This window comes from Pseudomonas sp. MCal1, from assembly GCF_026341415.1.
Classification (GTDB): Bacteria; Pseudomonadota; Gammaproteobacteria; order Pseudomonadales; family Pseudomonadaceae; genus Aquipseudomonas.
Window position 1 is genome coordinate 1 of the sequence record NZ_JAKUMP010000009.1, and the last position, 22859, is coordinate 22859.

Annotated in this window: 23 protein-coding genes; 10 read left to right on the forward strand and 13 right to left on the reverse strand. The window is 59.6% G+C overall.

From position 1 onward, the window contains the following. Positions 1-264: 264 nt before the first annotated feature. Positions 265-1464 carry a tyrosine--tRNA ligase gene (gene tyrS / locus MKZ87_RS15860; protein ID WP_085705412.1) on the reverse strand — a complete coding sequence of 400 codons (1200 nt, stop codon included), beginning with the start codon at positions 1462-1464 and terminating at the stop codon, positions 265-267. Positions 1465-1674: 210 nt separating this feature from the next. On the opposite strand from tyrS, the gene MKZ87_RS15865 reads away from it, so the two are divergent. After that, positions 1675-3099: a peptidoglycan DD-metalloendopeptidase family protein gene (locus MKZ87_RS15865; protein ID WP_085705410.1), complete on the forward strand. Its 1425-nt coding sequence runs from the start codon at positions 1675-1677 to the stop codon at positions 3097-3099. 3 nt (positions 3100-3102) lie between these two features. Continuing rightward, entirely contained in the window at positions 3103-4194 is a 1092-nt protein-coding gene (locus MKZ87_RS15870; protein ID WP_085705408.1) for an anhydro-N-acetylmuramic acid kinase, read from the forward strand. A gap of 72 nt (positions 4195-4266) precedes the next feature. Here the strand turns inward: MKZ87_RS15870 and erpA are convergent, their stop codons facing one another. Together erpA and argC are read right to left on the reverse strand one after the other, a co-directional pair. Continuing rightward, positions 4267-4617, reverse strand: coding sequence for an iron-sulfur cluster insertion protein ErpA (erpA, locus tag MKZ87_RS15875; protein WP_003228776.1), 351 nt, complete (start codon positions 4615-4617; stop codon positions 4267-4269). 168 nt (positions 4618-4785) lie between these two features. Then, complete coding sequence (argC, locus tag MKZ87_RS15880) at positions 4786-5820, reverse strand: N-acetyl-gamma-glutamyl-phosphate reductase (RefSeq protein ID WP_011336183.1); 1035 nt, start codon at positions 5818-5820, stop codon at positions 4786-4788. A 135-nt stretch (positions 5821-5955) separates the two neighbouring features. Between argC and hemJ the strand changes: the two genes are divergently transcribed. The 6 genes from hemJ to coq7 all read left to right on the forward strand — a co-directional run bounded on the left by hemJ (position 5956) and on the right by coq7 (position 10444). Further along, positions 5956-6384, forward strand: coding sequence for a protoporphyrinogen oxidase HemJ (gene hemJ / locus MKZ87_RS15885; protein WP_085688426.1), 429 nt, complete (start codon positions 5956-5958; stop codon positions 6382-6384). Positions 6385-6417: 33 nt separating this feature from the next. Next, positions 6418-7386 (forward strand): NAD(P)H-dependent flavin oxidoreductase, encoded by a 969-nt coding sequence (locus MKZ87_RS15890; RefSeq protein ID WP_085705406.1) that lies wholly within the window; start codon positions 6418-6420, stop codon positions 7384-7386. A gap of 83 nt (positions 7387-7469) precedes the next feature. Next, positions 7470-8420 carry a DUF805 domain-containing protein gene (locus tag MKZ87_RS15895; RefSeq protein ID WP_085697696.1) on the forward strand — a complete coding sequence of 317 codons (951 nt, stop codon included), beginning with the start codon at positions 7470-7472 and terminating at the stop codon, positions 8418-8420. Between the two features lie 61 nt (positions 8421-8481). After that, positions 8482-9270 (forward strand): SDR family NAD(P)-dependent oxidoreductase, encoded by a 789-nt coding sequence (locus MKZ87_RS15900; protein WP_085697697.1) that lies wholly within the window; start codon positions 8482-8484, stop codon positions 9268-9270. Positions 9271-9350: 80 nt separating this feature from the next. Continuing rightward, positions 9351-9689, forward strand: coding sequence for a histidine triad nucleotide-binding protein (locus MKZ87_RS15905; RefSeq protein WP_007956318.1), 339 nt, complete (start codon positions 9351-9353; stop codon positions 9687-9689). Between the two features lie 107 nt (positions 9690-9796). After that, positions 9797-10444, forward strand: a complete 648-nt coding sequence (gene coq7, locus MKZ87_RS15910) for a 2-polyprenyl-3-methyl-6-methoxy-1,4-benzoquinone monooxygenase (RefSeq protein WP_007956317.1) — start codon at positions 9797-9799, stop codon at positions 10442-10444. Positions 10445-10505: 61 nt separating this feature from the next. Here the strand turns inward: coq7 and speD are convergent, their stop codons facing one another. Together speD and MKZ87_RS15920 are read right to left on the reverse strand one after the other, a co-directional pair. Next, positions 10506-11300, reverse strand: coding sequence for an adenosylmethionine decarboxylase (gene speD, locus MKZ87_RS15915; protein ID WP_007956315.1), 795 nt, complete (start codon positions 11298-11300; stop codon positions 10506-10508). Between the two features lie 237 nt (positions 11301-11537). Further along, positions 11538-11960, reverse strand: coding sequence for an OsmC family protein (locus MKZ87_RS15920; RefSeq protein ID WP_003228794.1), 423 nt, complete (start codon positions 11958-11960; stop codon positions 11538-11540). A gap of 236 nt (positions 11961-12196) precedes the next feature. Here MKZ87_RS15920 and crp point away from each other — a divergent pair, with 236 nt between their 5' ends. After that, the gene (crp, locus tag MKZ87_RS15925; protein WP_011336190.1) at positions 12197-12841 is read left to right on the forward strand and encodes a cAMP-activated global transcriptional regulator CRP; all 645 of its coding nucleotides are present in this window, start codon (positions 12197-12199) and stop codon (positions 12839-12841) included. Positions 12842-12851: 10 nt separating this feature from the next. On the opposite strand, the gene MKZ87_RS15930 is transcribed toward crp, so the two are convergent. From MKZ87_RS15930 to MKZ87_RS15945, 4 genes are all read right to left on the reverse strand, one after another. Then, complete coding sequence (locus tag MKZ87_RS15930) at positions 12852-13550, reverse strand: lipoate--protein ligase family protein (RefSeq protein WP_085697698.1); 699 nt, start codon at positions 13548-13550, stop codon at positions 12852-12854. Positions 13551-13645: 95 nt separating this feature from the next. After that, the gene (gene trpC / locus MKZ87_RS15935; protein WP_085697699.1) at positions 13646-14482 is read right to left on the reverse strand and encodes an indole-3-glycerol phosphate synthase TrpC; all 837 of its coding nucleotides are present in this window, start codon (positions 14480-14482) and stop codon (positions 13646-13648) included. Beyond that, positions 14479-15528, reverse strand: coding sequence for an anthranilate phosphoribosyltransferase (gene trpD / locus MKZ87_RS15940; protein WP_085697700.1), 1050 nt, complete (start codon positions 15526-15528; stop codon positions 14479-14481). Before trpD ends, trpC begins: the two co-directional genes overlap by 4 nt. 9 nt (positions 15529-15537) lie before the next feature. Continuing rightward, positions 15538-16131 carry an aminodeoxychorismate/anthranilate synthase component II gene (locus MKZ87_RS15945; protein ID WP_007956309.1) on the reverse strand — a complete coding sequence of 198 codons (594 nt, stop codon included), beginning with the start codon at positions 16129-16131 and terminating at the stop codon, positions 15538-15540. Positions 16132-16533: 402 nt separating this feature from the next. On the opposite strand from MKZ87_RS15945, the gene estP reads away from it, so the two are divergent. Further along, entirely contained in the window at positions 16534-18444 is a 1911-nt protein-coding gene (gene estP, locus MKZ87_RS15950; RefSeq protein ID WP_085702824.1) for an esterase EstP, read from the forward strand. Between the two features lie 70 nt (positions 18445-18514). On the opposite strand, the gene trpE is transcribed toward estP, so the two are convergent. The 4 genes from trpE to MKZ87_RS15970 all read right to left on the reverse strand — a co-directional run bounded on the left by trpE (position 18515) and on the right by MKZ87_RS15970 (position 22817). Then, complete coding sequence (gene trpE / locus MKZ87_RS15955) at positions 18515-19993, reverse strand: anthranilate synthase component I (RefSeq protein ID WP_085688441.1); 1479 nt, start codon at positions 19991-19993, stop codon at positions 18515-18517. Between the two features lie 71 nt (positions 19994-20064). Then, a complete protein-coding gene (locus MKZ87_RS15960) occupies positions 20065-20883 on the reverse strand; it encodes a phosphoglycolate phosphatase (protein WP_085688443.1) in 819 nt (272 codons plus the stop codon). After that, positions 20880-21554 carry a ribulose-phosphate 3-epimerase gene (rpe, locus tag MKZ87_RS15965; protein WP_003228808.1) on the reverse strand — a complete coding sequence of 225 codons (675 nt, stop codon included), beginning with the start codon at positions 21552-21554 and terminating at the stop codon, positions 20880-20882. Before rpe ends, MKZ87_RS15960 begins: the two co-directional genes overlap by 4 nt. A gap of 114 nt (positions 21555-21668) precedes the next feature. After that, positions 21669-22817 carry an iron-containing alcohol dehydrogenase gene (locus tag MKZ87_RS15970; RefSeq protein WP_085702825.1) on the reverse strand — a complete coding sequence of 383 codons (1149 nt, stop codon included), beginning with the start codon at positions 22815-22817 and terminating at the stop codon, positions 21669-21671. Between the last annotated feature and the right edge of the window lie 42 nt (positions 22818-22859).

Genomic DNA, 22859 nt, shown 5'->3' on the forward strand with positions numbered 1-22859 from the left:
TCTCGTTAGCGGGAGGCGAATTCTACAGCGTTACACGCTGCTGTCAACACCTCTTTTTCTTCGCTTTCGACCGAGAAAATCGAACCGCTGAAGGCGCCAGCAAACCGGCATTTCCAACGCCTTCCAGGCTTCGATGAACTGAAGCGAGCCACCGTCGAAACTTACTTAACTCATTGAATCTCAAGGAGTTTTCCGTCTCGACTGCGCCGGAAGTGGGGCGAATTATAGACATCTAAAATTCGCCGTCAACCCCTTATTTCAACTTTACTCAGATTTCAGCGTAATCCGTGCAAAAGCTTTCTTGCCCGCCTGACAAACGTGCGTCGCACCCAGTACGTATATAAAGGAACGATCAACCACCTCGCCATCTACACGCACACCACCGGAAGCCAGCAGATCACGAGCAGCCGCCGAGTTCTTCACCAGACCCGCCTTATTAAGAACAGCAGCAATCGGCATATCCTCAACCGCAGTCAACTCGACCTCTGGCAGATCATCCGGCAGCTCGCCATCCTTCATACGGTTACCCGCACCACGGTGAGCATTGGCTGCAGCCTCTTCACCATGGAAGCGCGCAACAATCTCTTCAGCCAGCTTGATCTTGATATCACGCGGATTAGCACCCGCTTCAACATCGGCGCGGAAAGCGTTTATCTCATCCATCGAACGGAAGCTGAGCAATTCGAAGTAGCGCCACATCAACGCATCGGGAATCGAAACCAGCTTGCTGTACATGACACCCGGTGCTTCCTGGATACCGACGTAGTTGCCCAGCGACTTGGACATCTTCTTCACGCCATCCAGACCTTCAAGCAATGGCATCGTCAGAATGCACTGCGCTTCCTGCCCATAACCACGCTGCAGCTCACGCCCCATCAGCAGGTTGAACTTCTGATCGGTACCACCCAGCTCAACGTCAGCGCGCAATGCTACAGAGTCATAACCCTGAACCAGCGGATAGAGGAATTCATGAATGGCGATCGGCTGGTTGGTGGTGTAGCGCTTGTCAAAGTCATCACGCTCGAGCATACGAGCGACGGTGTATTGCGAAGTCAGACGAATAAAGTCCGCAGGCCCCATCTGATCCATCCAGATGGAGTTGAACGCGACTTCGGTTTTCGCCGGATCAAGAATCTTGAACACCTGAGTCTTGTAGGTCTCGGCGTTTTCCAGAACCTGCTCACGGGTCAACGGAGGACGCGTGGCGCTCTTGCCGCTCGGGTCACCAATCATCCCGGTGAAATCGCCAATAAGGAAGATCACCTGATGCCCCAATTCCTGGAACTGGCGCAGCTTATTAATAAGCACAGTGTGACCAAGGTGTAGATCAGGCGCAGTTGGATCGAAGCCGGCCTTGATTCGCAGCGGCTGGCCACGCTTGAGCTTTTCGATAAGCTCGGACTCGACCAACAGTTCTTCCGCACCACGTTTAATCAGCGCTAGCTGCTCTTCAACCGACTTCATAACAGACCCGCAAGGCTCAGATTCAAAGGGAACCAACCATACAAGATCGCACACCAAATACAAGTTTTGCCCGGCGCACGGACGTCAATCCACAGACAGGGCGTCCGCAGACTTGCCTCAGAGATGATTTGGTTATATTTTATACAGTTATTTCATCTTCATCATGTCATTCATCTTTTCCAATTCATCTTTTTCAAAGTCAAATTACTTATGACCACTGAACCGTCTAAAGCGCCACCGCTTTACCCGAAGACCCACCTGCTCGCCGCAAGTGGGATCGCCGCCCTTCTCAGTCTGGCGCTCCTGGTGTTTCCATCCAGTGATGTCGAAGCCAAAAAGACAACGCTGAGCCTTGAACTGGAAAGTCCTGCTGAACAATTGACACAAGATCAAGACGCTGCCGACGCAGTTCAAGCCACAAATGAGTCCGTAGCTTCCCCTTTCGCTCAGATCGAAAACAGCGCCGAAGAGACGCAGGAAACCGCTCAGGCCGCACCTGCGCCTACGCCGGCCGTCGAAGAAAAGAAGGCTCCAAATCACAGGGAAGTGATCGTCTCCAAGGGCGATACGCTTTCTACACTGTTCGAGAAAGTCGGCCTTCCGGCCGCGACCGTCCATGAAGTGCTGGCCAGCGATAAACAAGCCAAGCAATTCAGTCAGCTCAAACATGGCCAGAAACTCGAATTCGAATTGAATCCACAGGGCCAACTGACCAACCTGCACACCAAGGTCAGCGACGTTGAAACCATCACCCTGACCAAGAACGACAAGGGTTATGTATTCAACCGCGTTACTGCCAAACCGACTGTCCGCACTGCTTATGTACACGGCGTGATCAACAGCTCGCTGTCGCAGTCCGCCGCCCGCGCAGGTCTGTCCCACAGCCTGACCATGGACATGGCCAGTGTCTTTGGCTACGACGTCGATTTCGCCCAGGATATCCGCCAGGGCGATGAGTTCGATGTGATCTATGAACAGAAAGTGGTCAACGGCAAAGCTGTTGGCAACGGTCCGATCCTGTCCGCCCGCTTCACCAACCGCGGCAAGACTTACACTGCGGTGCGTTACACCAACAAACAGGGCAACAGCAGCTACTACACGGCCGACGGCAACAGCATGCGCAAGGCGTTCATCCGCACACCGGTAGATTTCGCCCGCATCAGCTCGAAATTTTCCATGGGTCGCAAACACCCGATCCTCAACAAGATCCGCGCTCACAAAGGCGTTGACTACGCCGCGCCGCGCGGTACACCAATCAAGGCTGCCGGTGACGGCAAAGTGCTGCTGGCCGGCCGTCGCGGCGGTTACGGCAACACCGTGATCATCCAGCATGGAAACACGTACCGTACGCTGTATGGCCACATGCAGGGTTTCGCCAAGGGCGTGAAGACCGGCGGGACTGTCAAACAAGGCCAGGTGATCGGTTACATCGGCACCACTGGCCTGTCCACCGGTCCGCATCTGCACTATGAGTTCCAGGTCAACGGTGTTCACGTCGATCCATTGGGCCAGAAGCTGCCGATGGCCGACCCGATCGCCAAATCCGAACGCGCTCGCTTCCTGGCGCAGAGCCAGCCATTGATGGCTCGCATGGACCAGGAAAAGGCCACCATGCTGGCTTCGAGCAAACGTTAAGTCATGGCTCTGTATATCGGCGTGATGTCCGGCACCAGTCTCGACGGGCTGGACATCGCCCTGATCGAGCAATCCTCGGCGATCAACCTGGTCGCCACACACTACATACCCATGCCTGACACCCTGCGCGCCGAGCTGCTTGGCTTGTGCGCCAGCGGCCCTGACGAAATTGCCCGCTCGGCAATTGCCCAGCAAAACTGGGTGAAGCTCGCCGCGCAAGGGATCCATACTCTCCTTGAAAAGCAACAGCTCAAGCCTGAAGCCATTCGCGCGATCGGCAGCCACGGCCAGACCATTCGCCACGAACCTGCACGCGGCTTCACTGTGCAGATCGGCAACCCTGCCCTGCTGACCGAGCTGACCGGCATCACCGTCGTCAGCGACTTCCGTAGCCGCGATGTAGCCGCCGGCGGCCAAGGCGCTCCGCTGGTTCCTGCCTTTCATGAAGCGTTGTTCGAAGAGCGTACCGGTAACCGCGCAGTCCTGAATGTCGGCGGTTTCAGCAATCTCAGTCTGATCGAGCCGAACAAGCCTGTAGCCGGTTTCGACTGCGGGCCGGGGAATGTGCTGATGGATGCCTGGATTCATCAGCAACGGGGCGAGAACTACGACTGTAACGGGCAGTGGGCAGCCAGCGGCAAGGTCGAACCGACCCTGCTGAAAGCCCTGCTCAGCGATCCGTTTTTCGTGACCCAAGGCCCGAAGAGCACCGGCCGCGAAGTTTTCAACCTGCCATGGCTGGAGCAGCAACTGTCGCGCCTGCCAGGTTTCGCAGCCGAAAACGTACAGGCAACACTGCTCGAACTGACGGCGCTGACCATCGTCGAATCGCTGCAAAGCGCTCAATCGAATACCGAAGAGCTCCTGGTTTGTGGGGGCGGCGCCCACAACGCCACACTGATGAATCGCCTGGCCGGGCTGCTACCGAACGCCAAAGTCGCCAGCACATCGACCCACGGCGTCGATCCGGACTGGGTCGAGGCCATGGCCTTCGCCTGGCTGGCCCACTGCTGTCTGGAAGGGATCGCCGGCAATCGCCCGAGCGTTACCGGTGCCAAAGGCCTTCGCGTACTCGGCGCCATCTACCCCAACTGACAAAACCCAGACAACAAAACGCCGCAGAACCGTGAGGCTCTGCGGCGTTTTATTGTGTAGGGTGAAACGCTATCAGATCGAGAACGAGGAGCCGCAACCACAAGTAGTGGTGGCATTCGGGTTCTTGATCACGAAACGCGAACCTTCCAGACCTTCCTGGTAATCCACCTCGGCACCCGCCAGGTACTGGAAGCTCATCGGATCGACTACCAGACTGACGCCTTCGCGCTCGACAATGGTATCGTCCTCGGCCACATCTTCATCGAAGGTGAAGCCGTACTGAAACCCTGAACAACCGCCGCCCGTAACGAATACGCGCAGCTTCAAGCGATCATTCCCCTCTTCATCGACCAGGCTCTTCACCTTGTGCGCGGCACCTTGAGTGAATTGCAAAGCCGTGGGGGTGAAGGATTCGACGCTCATGCTGACTATCTCCCGGCGTTACGCCGCCATAATGCGTGATGACGCGCATTATCCGCTTGTCCTAGAAAATCGGTCAACTATTGTTACGGTATATCAATAAACCTGATCAACCGATCAGAATGCAAAAAGGCCCGTCAAACGGGCCTTTTTACCGAGCAAGATCAGCTGTTACGGCAGCATGCCCGCGTGGGACAGACCCAGACGCTCATCCAGCCCGAACAGGATGTTCATGTTCTGCACTGCCTGACCCGACGCACCCTTGACCAGATTGTCGATCACGGAAAGCACCACCACCAGATCGCCATCCTGCGGACGATGAACCGCAATTCGGCAGACATTGGCGCCACGCACGCTGCGGGTTTCCGGGTGGCTACCAGCCGGCATCACGTCGACGAACGGCTCATTGGCATAACGCTTTTCGAACAACGCCTGCAGATCCACCGAACGATCCACCACGGTCGCGTAGAGCGTGGAGTGAATGCCACGGATCATCGGAGTCAGGTGCGGCACAAAGGTCAGACCGACATCCTTGCCTGCGGCACGACGCAGTCCCTGGCGAATTTCCGGCAGGTGGCGGTGACCTTTCACCGCATAAGCCTTCATGCTTTCCGACGTCTCGGAGTACAGCGAGCCTACGGCAGCACCGCGACCGGCACCGCTGACGCCAGACTTGCAGTCGGCGATCAGGTGCGAAGCGTCGGCAATGCCCGCCTCAAGCAACGGCAGGAAACCCAGCTGCGTCGCGGTCGGATAGCAACCCGGCACGGCAATCAGACGCGCCTTCCTGATTTGCTCGCGATTGACTTCCGGCAAGCCGTAAACCGCCTCGTCCAGCAACTCCGGCGCGCCGTGCGGCTGGCCGTACCACTTGGCCCACTCATCGGCGTCCTGCAGACGGAAGTCTGCCGACAGGTCGATGACCTTGGTGCCGGCCGCCAGCAACTCGCCGGCCAGTGCATGGGCAACGCCGTGCGGAGTGGCGAAGAACACCACGTCGCAAGCGCCCAGGGTCTTGATGTCCGGCACGCTGAATGCCAGACCGTCATAGTGACCGCGCAGGTTCGGGTACATATCAGCCACGGCCAGACCGGCCTCGGATCGGGAAGTGATTACCACCACTTCTGCCTGCGGATGCTGTGCCAACAGACGCAGCAATTCGACACCGGTGTAACCCGTGCCGCCGACGATACCGACCTTGACCATAAACCTGCCCTCAACGAACCCACTGGAAAGCCGTCGATAATAGGGGCCGCGCGCCCCTGCGACAACCGCCAAGGTGACGTGCGGACGCTCAAGCCTCTACTATCCGGCCTACCGTGAATTGGGGAATAACCAAAAATGCTCTATCTATGGATCAAAGCGCTTCATATCGTCAGCATCGTGTGCTGGTTTGCCGGCCTCTTCTATCTTCCGCGACTGTTCGTTTATCACGCGCAAAGTGAAGACACGATCAGCAAGGAACGCTTCAGCATCATGGAGCGCAAGCTGTATCGCGGCATCATGGGCCCGGCAATGATCGCCGCGCTGATCTTCGGCGGCTGGCTGATCTACCTGAACCCGGGCATCTTCAGCAGCGGTGGCTGGATCCACGCCAAACTGACCCTGGTCGTGCTGTTGATTGGTTACCACCACATGTGCGGCGCGCAGGTAAAACGTTTTGCCCGTGGCGAGAACACCCGCAGCCATGTCTTTTATCGCTGGTTCAATGAAGTGCCGGTTCTGATATTGCTGGCTATCGTAATTCTGGTCGTGGTCAAGCCGTTCTAACTTCAACAAATACAACTTTCCGGGGTACTTCCGATGTCGCTGCCCACTCTGCTCGAACAACGTCTGCGTCTGCCTGTGGTGGCAGCGCCGATGTTCCTGATCTCCAATCCTGAACTGGTGCTGGCTTGTTGCCGCAACGGCGTGGTTGGCAGCTTCCCGGCGCTGAACCAACGCGAAAGCAGCGGGTTCAAGGCCTGGCTGGAGCAGATCGAAGCGGGACTGGCGACACTCGAGAACCCGGCGCCTTATGCCGTGAATCTGATTGTTCACAAGAGCAATCCACGCCTGGAGGCGGATCTGAACATCTGCGTCGAGCACAAGGTACCTATCGTCATCACCAGCCTCGGCGCGGTGAAGGAAGTGGTAGACGCCGTGCACAGTTACGGCGGCCTGGTCTTCCATGACGTGACGACCCGCCGCCACGCAGAAAAAGCCGCCGAGGCCGGTGTGGATGGTTTGATCGCCGTCGCAGCCGGCGCCGGTGGGCACGCCGGCACCTGGAGCCCGTTCTCGCTGATCGCCGAGATCCGCGAGTTCTTCGACAAGACTCTGTTGCTTGCAGGATGTTTGAACCATGGGCATGAGATTCTCGCCGCACAACTGCTCGGCGCGGATCTGGCCTACCTCGGCACGCGATTTATCGGCACCACTGAAAGTCATGCGCCTGACGCCTACAAGAAGATGCTGCTGACTGCCAAAGCAGCCGACATCATTCATACTCCTGCCGTGTCCGGTGTTCCGGCCAGTTTCATGCGCCAAAGCCTGGAGGCCGCCGGTTTCGACATGGCAGCCCTGCAAGGCAAGGGTGAAGTTAATTTCGGCGACAAGCTCAAGCCGATCAACGACGAAGCCAAGGCCTGGAAAACCGTGTGGTCAGCGGGCCAGGGCGTAGGGCAGATCGATGATCTGCCAGGCGTGGATCAACTGGTGACGCGTCTCGATGCTGAATACCGCCAGGCCCTGGAGCACGCAGCGCAACTGCCGAAACGCTGGCCGCGCTGAATGAAACCCGGCCGGTCGCTGCCTGACCGGCCTCACACTGACTGCCCCCCTTCAATTTATCTCGCGACAAGGATGCCTCGGCCATGAGCGAACCCCGTTACAAGATCGTTTTCGACGGCGCGCTCCAGCCTGGCGTCGACATCACCACGGCCAAGCTCAACCTGGCCAATCTGTTCAAAAGCGATGTCGCCGCCATCGAGCGCCTGTTCAATGGCCGCACCGTCGCGCTCAAGCGTGATCTTTCGCATAGCGATGCGCAGACTTATCTGCAAGCGCTGAGCAAGACCGGGATCGATGCCCGGATCGAAGCGGAAACGCCCATCGAACTGAATCTGTCGGATGTCCACGAGCAAAGCGCTGCCGTCGCGGAGCCTGATTCGCCTTATGCGCCCCCTCGCGCCGCCGTCGGCGAAAACCTGCCGGCATTTGCGCCGCTGAAGCCGTTCGGTGCTGAAGGCAGGATCGGCCGCTTGCGTTATCTGGCATGGTCGATGGTGTTGAGCCTGGTAACCCTGCCAATCGTCAGCGTGTTCGCGCTGATCGGCCTGGGCCTGGTCAGCGCCGACTCGACGACCGGCCTGATCATCGGCGGTCTCCTCGCCTTCTTCCTGTTTCTGGCCTTCGCGATCATTGGCATCCTGTTCAGCATTCAGCGCTTGCACGATATCGGCTGGTCGGGATGGCTGTGGCTGCTGACCCTGGTTCCATTCGTGGGCAGTTTCTTCCCGCTGGTGATCATGGTCGTGCCGGGCAATACCGGCGCCAACCGCTATGGCCCGCCGCCGCCGCCGAACAGCACGGCAGTCAAAGTGCTGTGTTCGCTGTGGATCGTGTTTATCGGGTTGTTCTTTGTGGGTGGCATGCTGGGCGGGATCACTGCCATCCAGCAGGAATATGAAAGCAGCCTTGAAAGCAGCTACGAGAGCGGTTCGGTGAACACCGATGAAATCGATGTCGAAGTCGAGCCCGCCGCGAATTCGGCAGACGATGCAGCCGAAGCCGCCCTCGCCCCTGTAGACTCTGCGAAAGAATGAACAACGCTCCCCGCCGTGACACCTGCGTCCACGGCGCGGCGCTGTTGCGATGGAGATTTGCATGACCCGTTACGCTCTGATCACCGGCGCCTCCAGCGGCATCGGCCTGGCCATGGCCGAAGCCCTGGCGCGCCGTGGCCGCAGCCTGATTCTGGTGGCCCGACAGCGTGATCAGCTGGAAAGCATCGCGATTGAACTGACTCAACGCTTCGGCGTGGAAGTGCTGTTCCGCGCCTGTGATCTCGGTGAGCCGCTGCGCCTGTCCGGTTTTCTGCTGGAGCTCGAAGAAGGCGACCGGCAGATCGATCTATTGGTCAACTGTGCCGGCATCGGTACTTGCGGCCCGTTCCTTGCCCAGGACTGGATGACCGAACAGGACCTGATCGAAGTGAACATCCTCGCCCTTACCCGCCTCTGCCATGCCATCGGCAACAGCATGGCGTTGCAGGGCGGCGGGCAGATTCTCAATGTCGCGTCGGTGGCGGCTTTCAACCCCGGGCCGTGGATGAGCACCTACTACGCCAGCAAGGCGTATGTCCTGCACTTCTCGGAAGCACTTCGAGTGGAACTGAAGAAATGCGCGGTCAAGGTGTCGGTTCTCTGCCCCGGCCCGACTCGCACCGCGTTCTTCAGCACGGCACAACTGAACAACGACAAGCTCAACGCCAGCAAATTGCTGATGAGTCCCGAGGAAGTCGCGCTGTATACCGTGCGCGCCCTGGAGAAAAACCGCGCGATCATCATTCCCGGACGCCGAAACCGCTGGTTCGCCTTTCTGCCCCGGCTCGGTTCGCGCTGGCTCAATCGCACAATTGTCGGCATGGTCAACAAGGCTTACTGCCCGCGCTGAAGGGCCGGCAGGCAAATGACTGGGCGCGGTGTGCCCTCGTGGGTACACTCAGTCCAGCTCAAACAACGGAGAAAACAGCTGTGGATACTCTGTTCACCAAGATCATCAACCGGGAAATCCCGGCGAAGATCATCTACGAGGACGACCAGGTTCTGGCGTTCCACGACATCGCCCCACAGGCACCGGTGCATTTTCTGGTGATCCCGAAGAAACCGGTGCGCACCCTCAACGACCTGACCGAAGACGACAAGGCACTGGCCGGGCACATCCTGTTTACCGCTCAGCGTCTGGCGCTGGAGCTGGGTTGCGAGGAAGGCTTCCGGGTGGTGATGAACTGCAATGAAATGGGCGGGCAGACTGTCTACCACATTCACATGCACGTACTCGGTCAACGCCAGATGAACTGGCCTCCGGGCTGATTGAACCCAAAGATCGGTGGGAGCGCCCTGCTCCCACGTGACCCAGCGCAAACCTTCCCCGGCCGATTCAGTTAAACTGGCCGCCGAGATTCCTCCCGGAGGTCAGCATGACTACCCAACGTCACTACTCGCCCATTGATCGTCTTCTGCTGCAAGCCGATGCCGCGATGCGTACCTTGCTGCCATTCAGCGGCCAGCCGTACCGTCCGTCGCCGGCAATCGTGCAGCCCGATGTGCAGATGAGCGATGAAGACACCCGCCACGTCGCCGGCCTGATGCGCATCAACCACACCGGTGAAGTCTGCGCCCAGGCGCTGTATCAGGGCCAGGCCCTGACCGCCAAGTTGCCGCAGGTGCGCGAGGCCATGGAGCATGCGGCTGAAGAAGAGATCGATCATCTGGTCTGGTGCGAACAGCGCATTCACCAGTTGGGCAGCCACACCAGCGTGCTCAATCCGCTGTTCTATGGCATGTCGTTCGGCATCGGCGCAGTCGCCGGGTTGATCAGCGACAAGGTCAGCCTCGGATTTGTCGCCGCCACCGAGCATCAAGTCTGCAAACATCTGAACGAGCATCTTGAGCAACTGCCGGCCGAGGACGAAAAATCCCGGGCGATTCTGGAGCAGATGCGTATAGATGAAGAACATCATGCGGAGAGTGCACTGGAGGCCGGTGGTTTCCGTTTCCCGGCGCCGGTGAAGTTCGGCATGAGCCTGCTGGCCAAAGTGATGACCAAGAGCACTTACCGGATCTGAAAAACGCCCACAAAAAAGGCGACTGCCGCAAAGCAGTCGCCTTTTTTTGTGCCCGGATTTCTTAGCTCGGCATATTGCGCGCGTAGAAGATTTCCAGCATTTCGTGTTTCACACGCTCGGTCACCTGAGCGCGTTGCTCGGAAGACAGGTTGCTGGTGGCATCACCGAACAGGTAGTTATCCAGTTCGAAGTTCTTCAGCAGCATTTTGGTGTGGAACAGGTTTTCCTGATACACGTTCACGTCGGTCATCTGGTACGCGTCGCGGGTGTCTTCGGAGAGGTAGTTCTGGATCGAGTTGATCTCGTGGTCGATGAAATGCTTGTTGCCTTCAACGTCACGGGTGAAGCCGCGCACACGGTAATCCACGGTCACGATGTCCGAATCGAACTGGTGAATGAGGAAATTGAGTGCTTTGAGCGGTGAAATGACACCACAGGTCGACACGTCGATGTCCACACGGAAAGTCGCGATACCGGCGTCCGGATGGATTTCAGGGTAGGTGTGCACCGTGATGTGGCTCTTGTCGAGGTGGGCCAGGATGATTTCGGGCAACGGGCCCGGGGACTCTTCGATCTGGCTTTCGGTCGGGGTCACCGGCTCTTCCGAGATCAGAATCGTGACGCTGGCACCCTGAGGCTCATAGTTCTGACTCGCAATGTTCAGAATGTTGGCACCAATGATTTCGACAACTTCCGTGAGGATCTGCGTCAGGCGTTCGGCGTTGTACTCTTGATTGATGTACTCGACGTAAGCCTGCTGGTCTTGCGGGGTTTCCGCGTAGCAGATGTCATAGATGTTGAAGCTCAAGGTCTTTGTCAGGTTATTGAACCCGTGGAGCTTGAGTTTGCTTTTCACCGTTAAAAACTCTCTATGTATGCGGCACGGCCGCGTGATCAAGCATGCCCGTCAAGTGCGAACAACGCACCTGCGTAGGACGGTTAACACCTCTTCGCGATGGCGATTTTGGTTATCTGTTCAGGCGGATGACCCGTCGGTTGACTGATCACTGCCCTGAAAAAAGTGGCGCATTATGCAGACGTCAGCGGGGGATCGCCAGAGTCTGCACTGCTTTTATGATAGTTGAGTGTCGGCTCAGCCGAGTTCGACGATTTCGTAGTCGTGGGTGATCGCTACACCGGCCGCGCCGAGCATGATCGAGGCCGAGCAATACTTCTCGGCAGACAGTTCGATAGCGCGCTTGACCTGGGCTTCTTTCAGACCACGCCCCTTGACCACAAAGTGCATGTGGATCTTGGTGAACACTTTCGGATCTTCGGTCGCGCGCTCGGCTTCCAGAAAGGCCTCGCAGCTTTCAACGGCCTGACGGGACTTCTTCAGAATGCTGACCACGTCGAAATTACTGCAACCGCCGACACCCAGCAGGAGCATTTCCATCGGGCGGACACCCAGGTTACGACCACCGGCGTCCGGCGGACCGTCCATGACCACGACATGACCGCTGCCGGATTCGCCGAGGAACATGGCTTCGCCAGCCCATTGGATGCGTGCCTTCATCGCCAAGACTCCACTGTAGAAAAAAGGGTCGCCAGCTTAGCACAGGGCCCTGCCCGGACAGCGAGCAGGTTCCTAGGACAAATGCACCTTTGACGTAGGTGATTTCTCGAAATTTCGACGAAGTGTCTGGTAAGCTGGCGCCAATTCGCTGGCGCCCTAGCCAGACTGTGGAGCGACCGCCTCAGCGCCTCATATAAAAACCAAATATAACCGTGCAGTCTTTTCGGGATACAACCATGGTTGGTATTACCCCCACACCCAAAATCAAGAACCTCGACAAGTTGCTGATGCATTGCCAGCGCCGACGTCATGCGGCCAAGAGCAACATCATCTGCGCCGGGGATCGCTCCGACACGCTGTACTTCATCATCCGCGGCTCGGTCACGATCCTGATCGAGGATGACGACGGCCGCGAGATGATCATCGCGTACCTGAACGCCGGGGACTTCTTCGGTGAGCTGGGCCTGTTCGAAGAAGCCGGCCAGGAACAACAGCGCAGCGCCTGGGTGCGGGCCAAGGTTGAATGCGAAGTCGCGGAAATCAGCTACGCCAAGTTCCGCGAACTGTCGCAACAGGATCCAGACATTCTTTACGTCCTCAGCGGACAAATCGCACAACGCCTGCGTAATACCACGCGCAAGGTCGGCGACCTGGCGTTCTTCGACGTCACCGGCCGTGTCGCTCGCTGTTTGCTCGAGCTGTGCAAACAACCGGACGCCATGACCCACCCCGACGGCATGCAGATCAAGGTGACCCGTCAGGAAATCGGCCGGATTGTCGGTTGCTCGCGAGAGATGGTCGGTCGCGTGCTCAAGGATCTTGAGGAGCGCAACCTGGTGGATGTGAAAGGCAAGACCATGGTGGTCTTCGGCACTCGCTGAGTTCCAAAGCTCAGCCGGCGTAGATCTGCGCCAGCATCAAACGAAAGAGTTCATCGAGACGTGCCAAGGCATGGGGCGCGGGGAATTTTTCATGCAGAGCGATGTGGCTGGCGGCACGTACCCGATGCTCCAGACCACACGCTTCGTTGAAGCGGTTGACCGCCGCGACCATCGACTCACGCTCGTCATCCACCAGCATCGCACCGTGAACCAACCCCACCGGACGCTGACCGCCCTGACTCTGACGCCAGCGCTGGGCGGTGCCGACCATCTTGCGACCGTCGAGATTGACGTTGAAGCGCCCATCGCAGAACGCCCCGTCGATTTCACCCAACGACGAAGTGCCACCCAACTCATCCAGCAACTCGCAGATCGGGTCGCACAACCGCCGATAACCGGTTTCGATGCGGTTCAGATCGCCTTCGCTGCGAGGCGGCGCATAGACCAGTGCAATGTTGATGGTGGAAGCCGATTGCGGAACAGGTTCGCCGCCGGTTTCACGCAACAGCACCGGCCAACCGGCAGCAGCGGAGACTTCGCAGGCGTGATCGAATCCGGGCAAGCGATTCAAACGGCGCGGCATGACCAAAGCACGGTCGCTGGGTTGCCAAAAAAGCAGACCAGATTCGGCATCACCAGCGCAGACCGAGGCCAGAAGATCCTGTTCGGCTTGCAGGCCGGCTTCGATGGTCAGGGAGGTGGGGATCATAAGGTTTCCATAGGACGCTGAGTCTGAGGTGAATCTTATGCCGCCTTCGCGGGCAAGCCCGCTCCATCAAGGGCCGGGCGCCTGCGAAGACTCGATCAGTCGAGGGTCGAACCGCTCACCGGGACGCCGCGTTCCGGGAAGAACAGACGCTGCAGTTCGATGCCCGGGCTTTCGGCGCGCATGAACGCTTCGCCGACCAGGAACGCGTAAACATCGCTGATTTCCATCAGTTCGACATCGGCACGATTGAGGATCCCGCTCTCGGTGACCACCAGCCGATCGCGCGGAATGCGTGGCAGCAGGTCGAGGGTGGTTTCCAGACTGACATCAAAGGTGTGCAGATTGCGGTTGTTGACCCCGACCAGTGGCGTGTCGAGGGTTTTCAACGCGCGCTCCAGCTCGTCGCCGTCGTGCACTTCCACCAACACGTCGAGGCCGACGTCTTTGGCGACTGACGCCAGTTCAGCCATTTTCACGTCATCCAGCGCAGCGACGATCAACAGCACGCAATCGGCGCCAAGGGCACGGGCTTCGACGATCTGATACGGATCGATCATGAAGTCCTTGCGGATCACCGGCAGCGAGCACGCGGCGCGGGCCTGTTGCAGGTAAACATCGGCGCCCTGGAAGTAGTCGATATCGGTCAGCACCGACAGGCAGGTCGCCCCGCCCTTCTCGTAACTTTTGGCGATGTCGGCGGGAACGAAGTCCTCGCGGATCACGCCCTTGCTCGGCGATGCCTTCTTGATTTCGGCAATCACTGCCGGTTGTTTCTTCTTGGCCTGCGCCAGCAATGCCTGGGCAAAACCACGGGGTGCATCGGCCGCCTTGGCCAGACTTTCCAGCTCGCTCAGGCTCACACGGGCGCTACGCTCGGCGACTTCCTGAACCTTGCGGGCCAGAATGTTTTCCAGAACCGTCGGTACACTCATCCCTCATTCTCCACTTTGAATACCGCGGTAAAGGCACCCAACTCCTCGAGTTTTTCCCGAGCAAGACCGGTGTGCAGAGCGTCGTGGGCCAGAGCCACGCCCTCTTTCAGACTTGTCGCCAGATCGGCTGCATACAGCGCCGCACCGGCATTGAGCACGATCATTTCGGCAGCCTTCTGACCGTTCTCGGTCTTGCGCTTGCCCAGTGCATCGCGGATCAGCGCCAGCGAGGCTTCCGGGCCTTCGACCGACAGACCGTGCAGGCTCTGGCTCTTCATGCCCAGATCTTCCGGTTCGACCCAATATTCGGTGATTTGATCGTCCTTCAACTCGGCAACAAAGGTGGGTGCCGCCAGACTGAATTCGTCCAGACCATCCTTCGAATGCACCACCAGCACGTGTTTACTGCCAAGACGCTGCAAGACTTCAGCCAACGGCCGGCACAGCGCAGGCGTGAACACGCCCACCACCTGATGTTTCACACCGGCCGGATTCGTAAGCGGGCCGAGCATGTTGAACAAGGTACGCAGGCCGAGATCGCGACGCGGGCCGGCAGCGTACTTCATGGCTTTGTGGTGAGTCTGGGCAAACATGAAACCGATGCCGACGTTGTCGATACAGCGCGCCACCTGAACCGGGGTCAGGTTGAGGTAGATGCCGGCGGCCTCCAGCAGATCGGCGCTGCCGCTCTTGCCCGACACTGCACGGTTACCGTGTTTGGCCACGGTGCAACCCGCCGCGGCGACCACAAAGGACGATGCGGTCGACACGTTGAAAATGTTCGCGCCGTCACCGCCGGTGCCGACCACGTCGACCACGCGGTCGAGAGTCTGGAGTTCGACCTTGTCCGCCAGCTCGCGCATCACCGACACAGCGCCGACGATTTCGTCGATGCTTTCGCTCTTCATGCGCATGGCCATCATGAACGCGCCGATCTGCGCGTCCGTGCATTGGCCGGTCATGATTTCGCGCATCACGTCGCGCATTTCCTCGGTGCTGAGGTCGAGGTGATCGACGATACGGCTCAGGGCTGTCTTGATATTCATGGAAAGTCCTTAGCGCGTGCCGCCAGTTTGTTTGAGGAAGTTGGCGAACAGTTCATGGCCCTGTTCGGTGAGGATCGATTCCGGGTGGAACTGTACGCCCTCGATGTTCAGGGTTTTGTGACGCAGGCCCATGATTTCGTCGACCGAGCCGTCATCGTGCTGAGTCCACGCGGTCAGCTCCAGGCAATCGGGCAACGTTTCGTGTTTGACGATCAGGGAATGATAGCGGGTGACGGTCAGCGGGCGGTTCAGACCGGCAAACACGCCCTTGTCCTCGTGAAATACCGGGCTAGTCTTACCGTGCATCACCTGTCGGGCGCGGACGACATCCCCGCCAAAGGCCTGGCCGATGGACTGGTGGCCGAGGCAGACGCCCAGGATCGGCAGTTTGCCGGCAAAGTGCTTGATGGCTTCGATGGAAATGCCGGCTTCGGTCGGCGTACACGGGCCTGGGGACACAACGATCCGCTCAGGGTTGAGCGCTTCGATTTCGGCGATGGTCAATTCGTCGTTGCGCACCACTTTGACCTCGGCTCCCAGCTCGCCGAGGTATTGCACAACGTTGTAAGTAAAGGAGTCGTAGTTGTCGATCATCAGCAACATGGCGTTTCGAACCTCTTGAATTCTGACTTGAAAACAGCCTTCGGATGACTTGCCAGAGCGCTGCACACTGGCGGACGCGCAGGTCGCATCGGCACAGCGGCATTTCAAAGGGGCAAGGAAGGCAAAGCGATACAGATCCGGCGGGGCCGGCAGAAAAGATTCAGGCGCGCCAACGCCAGCGGGCGTGTGCCTTGATGACTTGATCCAGAAGTTTGCTGGTGATCAACACGGGGAAGGTCTCGTTCATACGTTTCGGCACAGTAACTTAGCTGGGCGGAGCGTGCAATATGGCCGGGGCCGCGGGGGATAAAACAATGGGAGGGTTGACGACCGATGGCAAAACGCCGGAAGTTTTTGGTACTGTCGTTTCGTTCACTACAACAATAAATAAACGGACTGCTCATGATCAAACAGACATTGTTTGTACCGCTCGCCGGATGCCTGCTCGCGATGGCTTGCGCCCAGGCAAACGCCTCACCCAATCCTTATTCGAATTTCGTGGTTTTCGGCGACAGCCTCAGCGACGCGGGAACCTTCACCGACAGCGGCGGCCCGGCCGGATCGGGCAAACGCTTCACCAACCGCACGGGGCCGAACTATCAGGACGGCAGCGGTGAGTTCTATTCGCTCAACGCCACCCAATTGCTCGGCGGCCGCCTCGGCTTCACACCGGACCAGACCGCCGCCTCGTCGTCTACCGTACGTCCCGACCAAGGCTTGCCGGATGGCAATAACTGGGCCGTGGGCGGCTACCGCACCGACCAGATTCTCGACTCGATCACCAGCCAGTCCGCCACTGGCGAACGCACCCGCGCCGGTTACCTGCCGTCGAACGGCTTCCGTGCCGACCCGAATGCCCTGTATTACCTGACCGGGGGCGGCAACGACTTCCTTCAGGGCCGCGTCACCAGTCTTCCTCAGGCGAATGCCGCCGCCGATCGACTGGTCGACAGCGTACGCACACTGCAAGGTGCCGGCGCCCGTTACATCATGGTCTGGCTGTTGCCGGACATCGGCCTGACACCAGCCATCAACGGCTCGCCGCTGCAAGCCTTCACCTCGCAACTCAGCGCCCAGTTCAATACCGAACTGGTCAGCCAGTTGCAGAGCGTCAACGCCAACGTCATTCCGCTGAACGTTCCGGTTCTGCTCAAAGAGGCATTCGCCAATCCGGCGCAGTTCGGCCTGGCCACTGACCAGAACCTGGTCGGCACCTGCTTCAGCGGCAGCGGCTGTACCGAGAACGCCCGATACGGGATCAACAGCGCCACCCCGGACCCGACCAAGCTGATCTACAACGACGCCGTCCACCCGACCGAGGCCGGGCAGCGCCTGATTGCCGATTACGCTTATTCGCTGCTGGCCGCGCCATGGGAAGCAACCCTGTTACCGCAAATGGCTCAAGGCACCTTGCGTTCGCATCAGGACGAATTGCGTAACCAGTGGCTGGCGGATTGGGAAAACTGGCAGGCCGTTGGCCAATGGCGGGCGATTGTCGCCGGTGGCGGCCAGCATCAGGATTTCGATAGCCAGCGCAGCGGCGCCAGCGCCGACGGCAACGGTTACAACCTGAACATCGGCGGCAGCTACCGTCTCAACGACGCGTGGCGCGTGGGCGTGGCGGCGGGTTTCTACAACCAGAAACTGGAGGCCGGCGACAATGATTCGGACTACAAGCTGAACACTTATCTGGGTACCGCGTTCGCCCAGTATCAGCAGAACCGCTGGTGGGGTGATGCCGCAGTGACCGCCGGGCATCTGGATTACGACAGCCTCAAACGCAAATTCCAGCTGGGGGTCAACGAGCGCGGTGAGAAAGGCGATACCGACGGTTATGTTCTGGCCTTCAGCGGACGCGTGGGTTACGACATTGCGCCGCAAGCGAGCAGCCCATGGCATCTGTCGCCGTTCGTCAGTGCCGACTTTGCCAAGGTTGAAGTCGATGGATATTCGGAAAACGGCGCCGACTCCACCGCACTGACGTTCGATGACCAGTCGCGCATTTCCCGGCGTCTCGGCCTCGGGATCCAGGGCAAGTATCAGATCACCTCGCAGACCCAGGTGTTCGGCGAATTCGCCCATGAGCGCGAGTACAACGACGACACCCAGAATGTGACGATGAACCTCAACAGCCTGCCGAACAACCGCTACACCCTGGCCGGCTACGCCCCTCAAACCAACCTGAACCGCCTGAACCTGGGCGTGAGCCACAACCTCACCAAGGACCTGGCATTGCGCGCCAGCTACGACATCCGCAAGGATGACGACTTCACCCAGCAAGGGATCAACGTCGGCGTAGCGCTCGACTTCTGATTCGCAGGCCACAAAAAAACGCGGCGCCCTCACAGGCGCCGCGTTTTTTTGTGGCTGAATCATCAATCACTCAGTCCGGGGTTTGCTCGGCCAGCGCAACAGCGCGGAACATTGCCCGGCGCTTGTTGATGGTTTCTTCCCATTCCAGCGCCGGCACCGAGTCGGCGACGATACCGCCACCGGCCTGCACGTGCAGTTCGCCGTTCTTGATCACGGCGGTGCGGATCGCAATCGCAGTGTCCATGTTGCCGTTCCAGGCGAAGTAGCCGACCGCACCGCCATACACACCACGCTTGACCGGCTCCAGCTCGTCGATGATTTCCATCGCGCGGATCTTCGGTGCGCCGGACAAGGTACCCGCCGGCAGGATCGCCCGCAGCGCGTCCATCGCCGTCAGCCCGGTTTTCAACTGACCGGTCACGTTGGACACGATGTGCATCACGTTGGAATAACGCTCGATGACCATCTTCTCGGTGAGCTTCACCGAACCGATTTCCGAAACGCGACCGGTGTCGTTGCGTCCGAGATCGATCAGCATCAGGTGCTCGGCGATCTCCTTGTCGTCCGACAGCAGGTCTTCTTCCAGCGCCACGTCCGCCTCTTCGGTAGCCCCGCGAGGACGGGTGCCGGCAATCGGGCGTACGGTGATCAGGTTGTCTTCGACCCGCACCAGCACTTCCGGCGAACTGCCGACGACATGGAAATCGCCGAAGTTGAAGAAGTACATGTAGGGGGTCGGGTTGAAGCAACGCAGCGCGCGGTACAGATCGATGGGTGCCGCCTTGAAGTCGATCGACATGCGCTGGGACGGCACGACCTGCATGCAGTCACCGGCGAGGATGTATTCCTTGATGGTGTCGACGGCTTTTTCGTAGTCGTCCTGAGTGAAACTGGAGCGGAACACCGGCTCGGCGGCCTGCTGCTTGCTGAAGTCCAGGCCACGGCGCGGGGTGATCGGCTGACGCAGTTTTTCCAGCAGTTGCTGCAATTGCGCCTGGCCCTGCTCGTAGGCATCGGCCTGCGCCGGATCGGCCAGCACGATCGCGTGCATCTTGCCGGCGAGGTTGTCGAACACCACCACCGCATCGGAAACCATCAGCAGGATGTCCGGCACGCCCAGCGGATCCGGGTTCGGGCATTTGCCGAGGCGCTTCTCTACATAGCGCACGCAGTCGTAACCGAAGTAACCCACAAGGCCACCGTTGAAACGCGGCAGACCGGCGATGGTCGGCACGTTGTAGCGGGCCTTGAAGGTTTCAACGAAAGCCAACGGGTCTTCGACGTCGTGGCTTTCGGTCTCGACGCCATCGACGGTGATGCTGACGTGATGATCGTGAACCCGCAGCACGGTGCGGCACGGCAGGCCGATGATCGAGTAACGGCCCCATTTCTCGCCGCCCTGCACCGATTCGAGCAGGTAGGAGTTGGGCTGGTCGGCCAGTTTCAGGTAGATCGACAGCGGCGTGTCGAAGTCGGCCAGGGTTTCACAGGCCAGCGGGATGCGGTTGTAGCCATCAGCGGCCAGACGCAGGAATTCTTCGCGAATCATAGGGTGCCTCGTGGTGTGAGGTGCAAATCAGTCAGGTGTGCAAACGCGCCGGCAGGCCGGCCAGGAACAAGTCAGGCGCGCCAACGCCAGCGGGCCAGGGCCTTGATGACTTTCATCCAGAGTTTGCGGGTGACCACCACGATGGCGTTTCCAGAAGGGGATTGAGAAGCGTCGGGCAACGTTATCTCAGCGGCCGTATCCAGGCAACCGGGAATTAGCTTGCGCAGATCGTCGATGACCAGCGCCGGGGATTCCTCGGCGATCGGCCGGCCATGGTTGTAGCCGTAACTCAGCGCAACACATTTGACCCCCGCCGCTTTCGCCGCCAGCACGTCGCTGCGCGAATCGCCGACGAACAGCGATTGCGAGGCCGGAATGCCGGACATCTTCATGACAAAGAACAGCGCTGCCGGGTCAGGCTTTTTCTGCGGCAGCGTATCGCCGCCGATGATCCACTTGAAGTAGCGGCCGATCTTCATCTGATCCAGCAGCGGCGCGACGAAGCGCTCCGGCTTGTTGGTGATCAGCGCCATGGCCACGCCCTGCTTGTGCAGCCATTTCAGGGTGTCACGCACGCCGGGATAGACCACGGTCAGTTCATGGCTGGCGCCGTAGGCTTCCATGAATACCTCCAGCGCATGCTCGGCTTCGACGTCATCCACGGCGGAATGATCGATGCCGCCGGCCAAGGCGCGGCGCACCAGCACCGGCGCGCCGTTGCCGACCCACTCGCGCACCGACTCGATACCGGCAGGCTTGCGCCCGAGGGAGAGCAGCATGTTATCCACCGCCGCCGCCAGGTCGGGTACCGAATCGATCAGCGTGCCATCCAGATCGAACATCACCAACCGCGGCAGTTGCCCCGGGAACAGCTGCTCAAAACCGCTCATGGGCGAGCCAGCGCCAGTTCGGAACGCATCTTGTCGATGACTTCCTGATAGTTCGGCGCATTGAAGATCGCCGAGCCGGCCACAAAGGTGTCGGCGCCAGCGGCAGCGATTTCACGGATATTGTTGACGTTGACGCCGCCGTCGATTTCCAGGCGGATGTCACGGCCCGAGGCATCGATGATCGCGCGCGCTTCGCGCAGCTTGTCGAGGGTGCCCGGAATGAATTTCTGCCCGCCGAAGCCCGGGTTGACGCTCATCAACAGGACCATGTCGACTTTGTCGATCACGTACTTGAGCACGTCCAGCGGGGTCGCCGGGTTGAACACCAGGCCGGACTTGCAGCCGCCTTCACGAATCAGTTGCAGCGAACGATCGACGTGCAGCGTGGCTTCCGGGTGGAAGGTGATGTAAGTGGCGCCGGCCTCGATGAAGTCGCCGACGATGCGATCCACCGGGCTGACCATCAGGTGCGCGTCGATCGGCGCGGTAATGCCGTACTTGCGCAGCGCGGCGCAGACCATCGGGCCGATGGTCAGGTTCGGCACATAATGGTTGTCCATGACATCGAAGTGAACGAAGTCGGCACCGGCGGCCAGAACGTTGTCCACTTCCTCGCCGAGGCGGGCGAAGTCGGCGGAGAGAATCGACGGAGCAATAACGAAGGGCTGCATGACGCACCTTTTCTGAGCTAAATCACGATGGCGCGCATTGTATACCTCAAGTTTCCGCGCGCGCACCGTGACCGCGATGATTGGGTTGTGCCATGACCGGCGGCCGGGCGGTTCTCAGTACGCCGCCCGGTAGATCTTCTCGATGTCGGCGGCGCTGAGCTTGCGCGGGTTGTTGCGCATCAGGCGCTCGATCCCCGCGGCCTCTACGGCCATGGCCGGGATCGCCTCTTCGGGCACGCCGAAACTGCGCAGACCCAGCGGAATTTCTACCGCCGCGCACAGTTCGGTCATCGCCGCGACGGCGCTGTCGGCCGCTTCATTGAAACTCAGATGAGCGGTCTTTACCCCCATGGCTTCGGCAATATCCTGCATCCGTTCGACGCAGGCCATCTTGTTCCAGGTCATCACATACGGCAGCAACAGCGCATTACTGACGCCGTGGGCAATGTTGAAGCGCCCGCCCAGCGGATACGCCAGCGCATGCACCGCGCCGACCCCGGCGTTGCCGAACGCCATGCCGGCCATCAGGCTGGCGGTGGCCATGTCTTCCCGGGCCTGCAGGTTGGACGGATTGGCGTAGGCCTTGGGTAAGGAGCGGGCGATCAACCTGATGGCGCCGATGGCCAGCGAATCGGTAATCGGCGAGGCATTCAGCGACAGATAGGACTCGATGGCATGCACCAGCGCATCGACGCCACTGGCGGCGGTGACACTGCGCGGGCAGGTCAGGGTCATCTGCGGGCTGACCAGCGCCACGTCCGGCAACAGGTAGTCGCTGACAATGCCCTTCTTCAACTGAGCGACCTTGTCCGAAAGAATCGCTACGTTGGTCACCTCAGAACCTGTGCCGGCCGTGGTCGGGATGGCGATCAGCGGCGGGCCCTTGCGCGGCACCTGATCGACGCCGAACAGATCCTCCAGCGCACCGTGATAACCGGCATACGCCGCGACACTCTTGGCGATGTCGATGGCACTGCCGCCGCCCAGACCGATCAGCCCGTCATGCCCGCCTTCGCGATAGACGCGCATGCAATCCTCGACGATGGCGATTTCCGGATCCGGCAGCACCCGGTCGAAGATTTCGTACTCGCGCTCGCCGATCTGCGCCAGCGCCAGCTCCACCGTGCCGGACTTCACCAGCGCGGCATCGGTGACGATCAGCGGGTTGTCGATGTCCAGCCGCGTGAGCTCGGTCGCCAGCTGCTCGATGGCTCCGGCGCCGGTGATCAGTTTGTGAGCGATCTTGAACGAGGAAAGACTCATCGTGCGCAGCCTCTTATAAATGTGGGAGCTGAGCACAAGCGT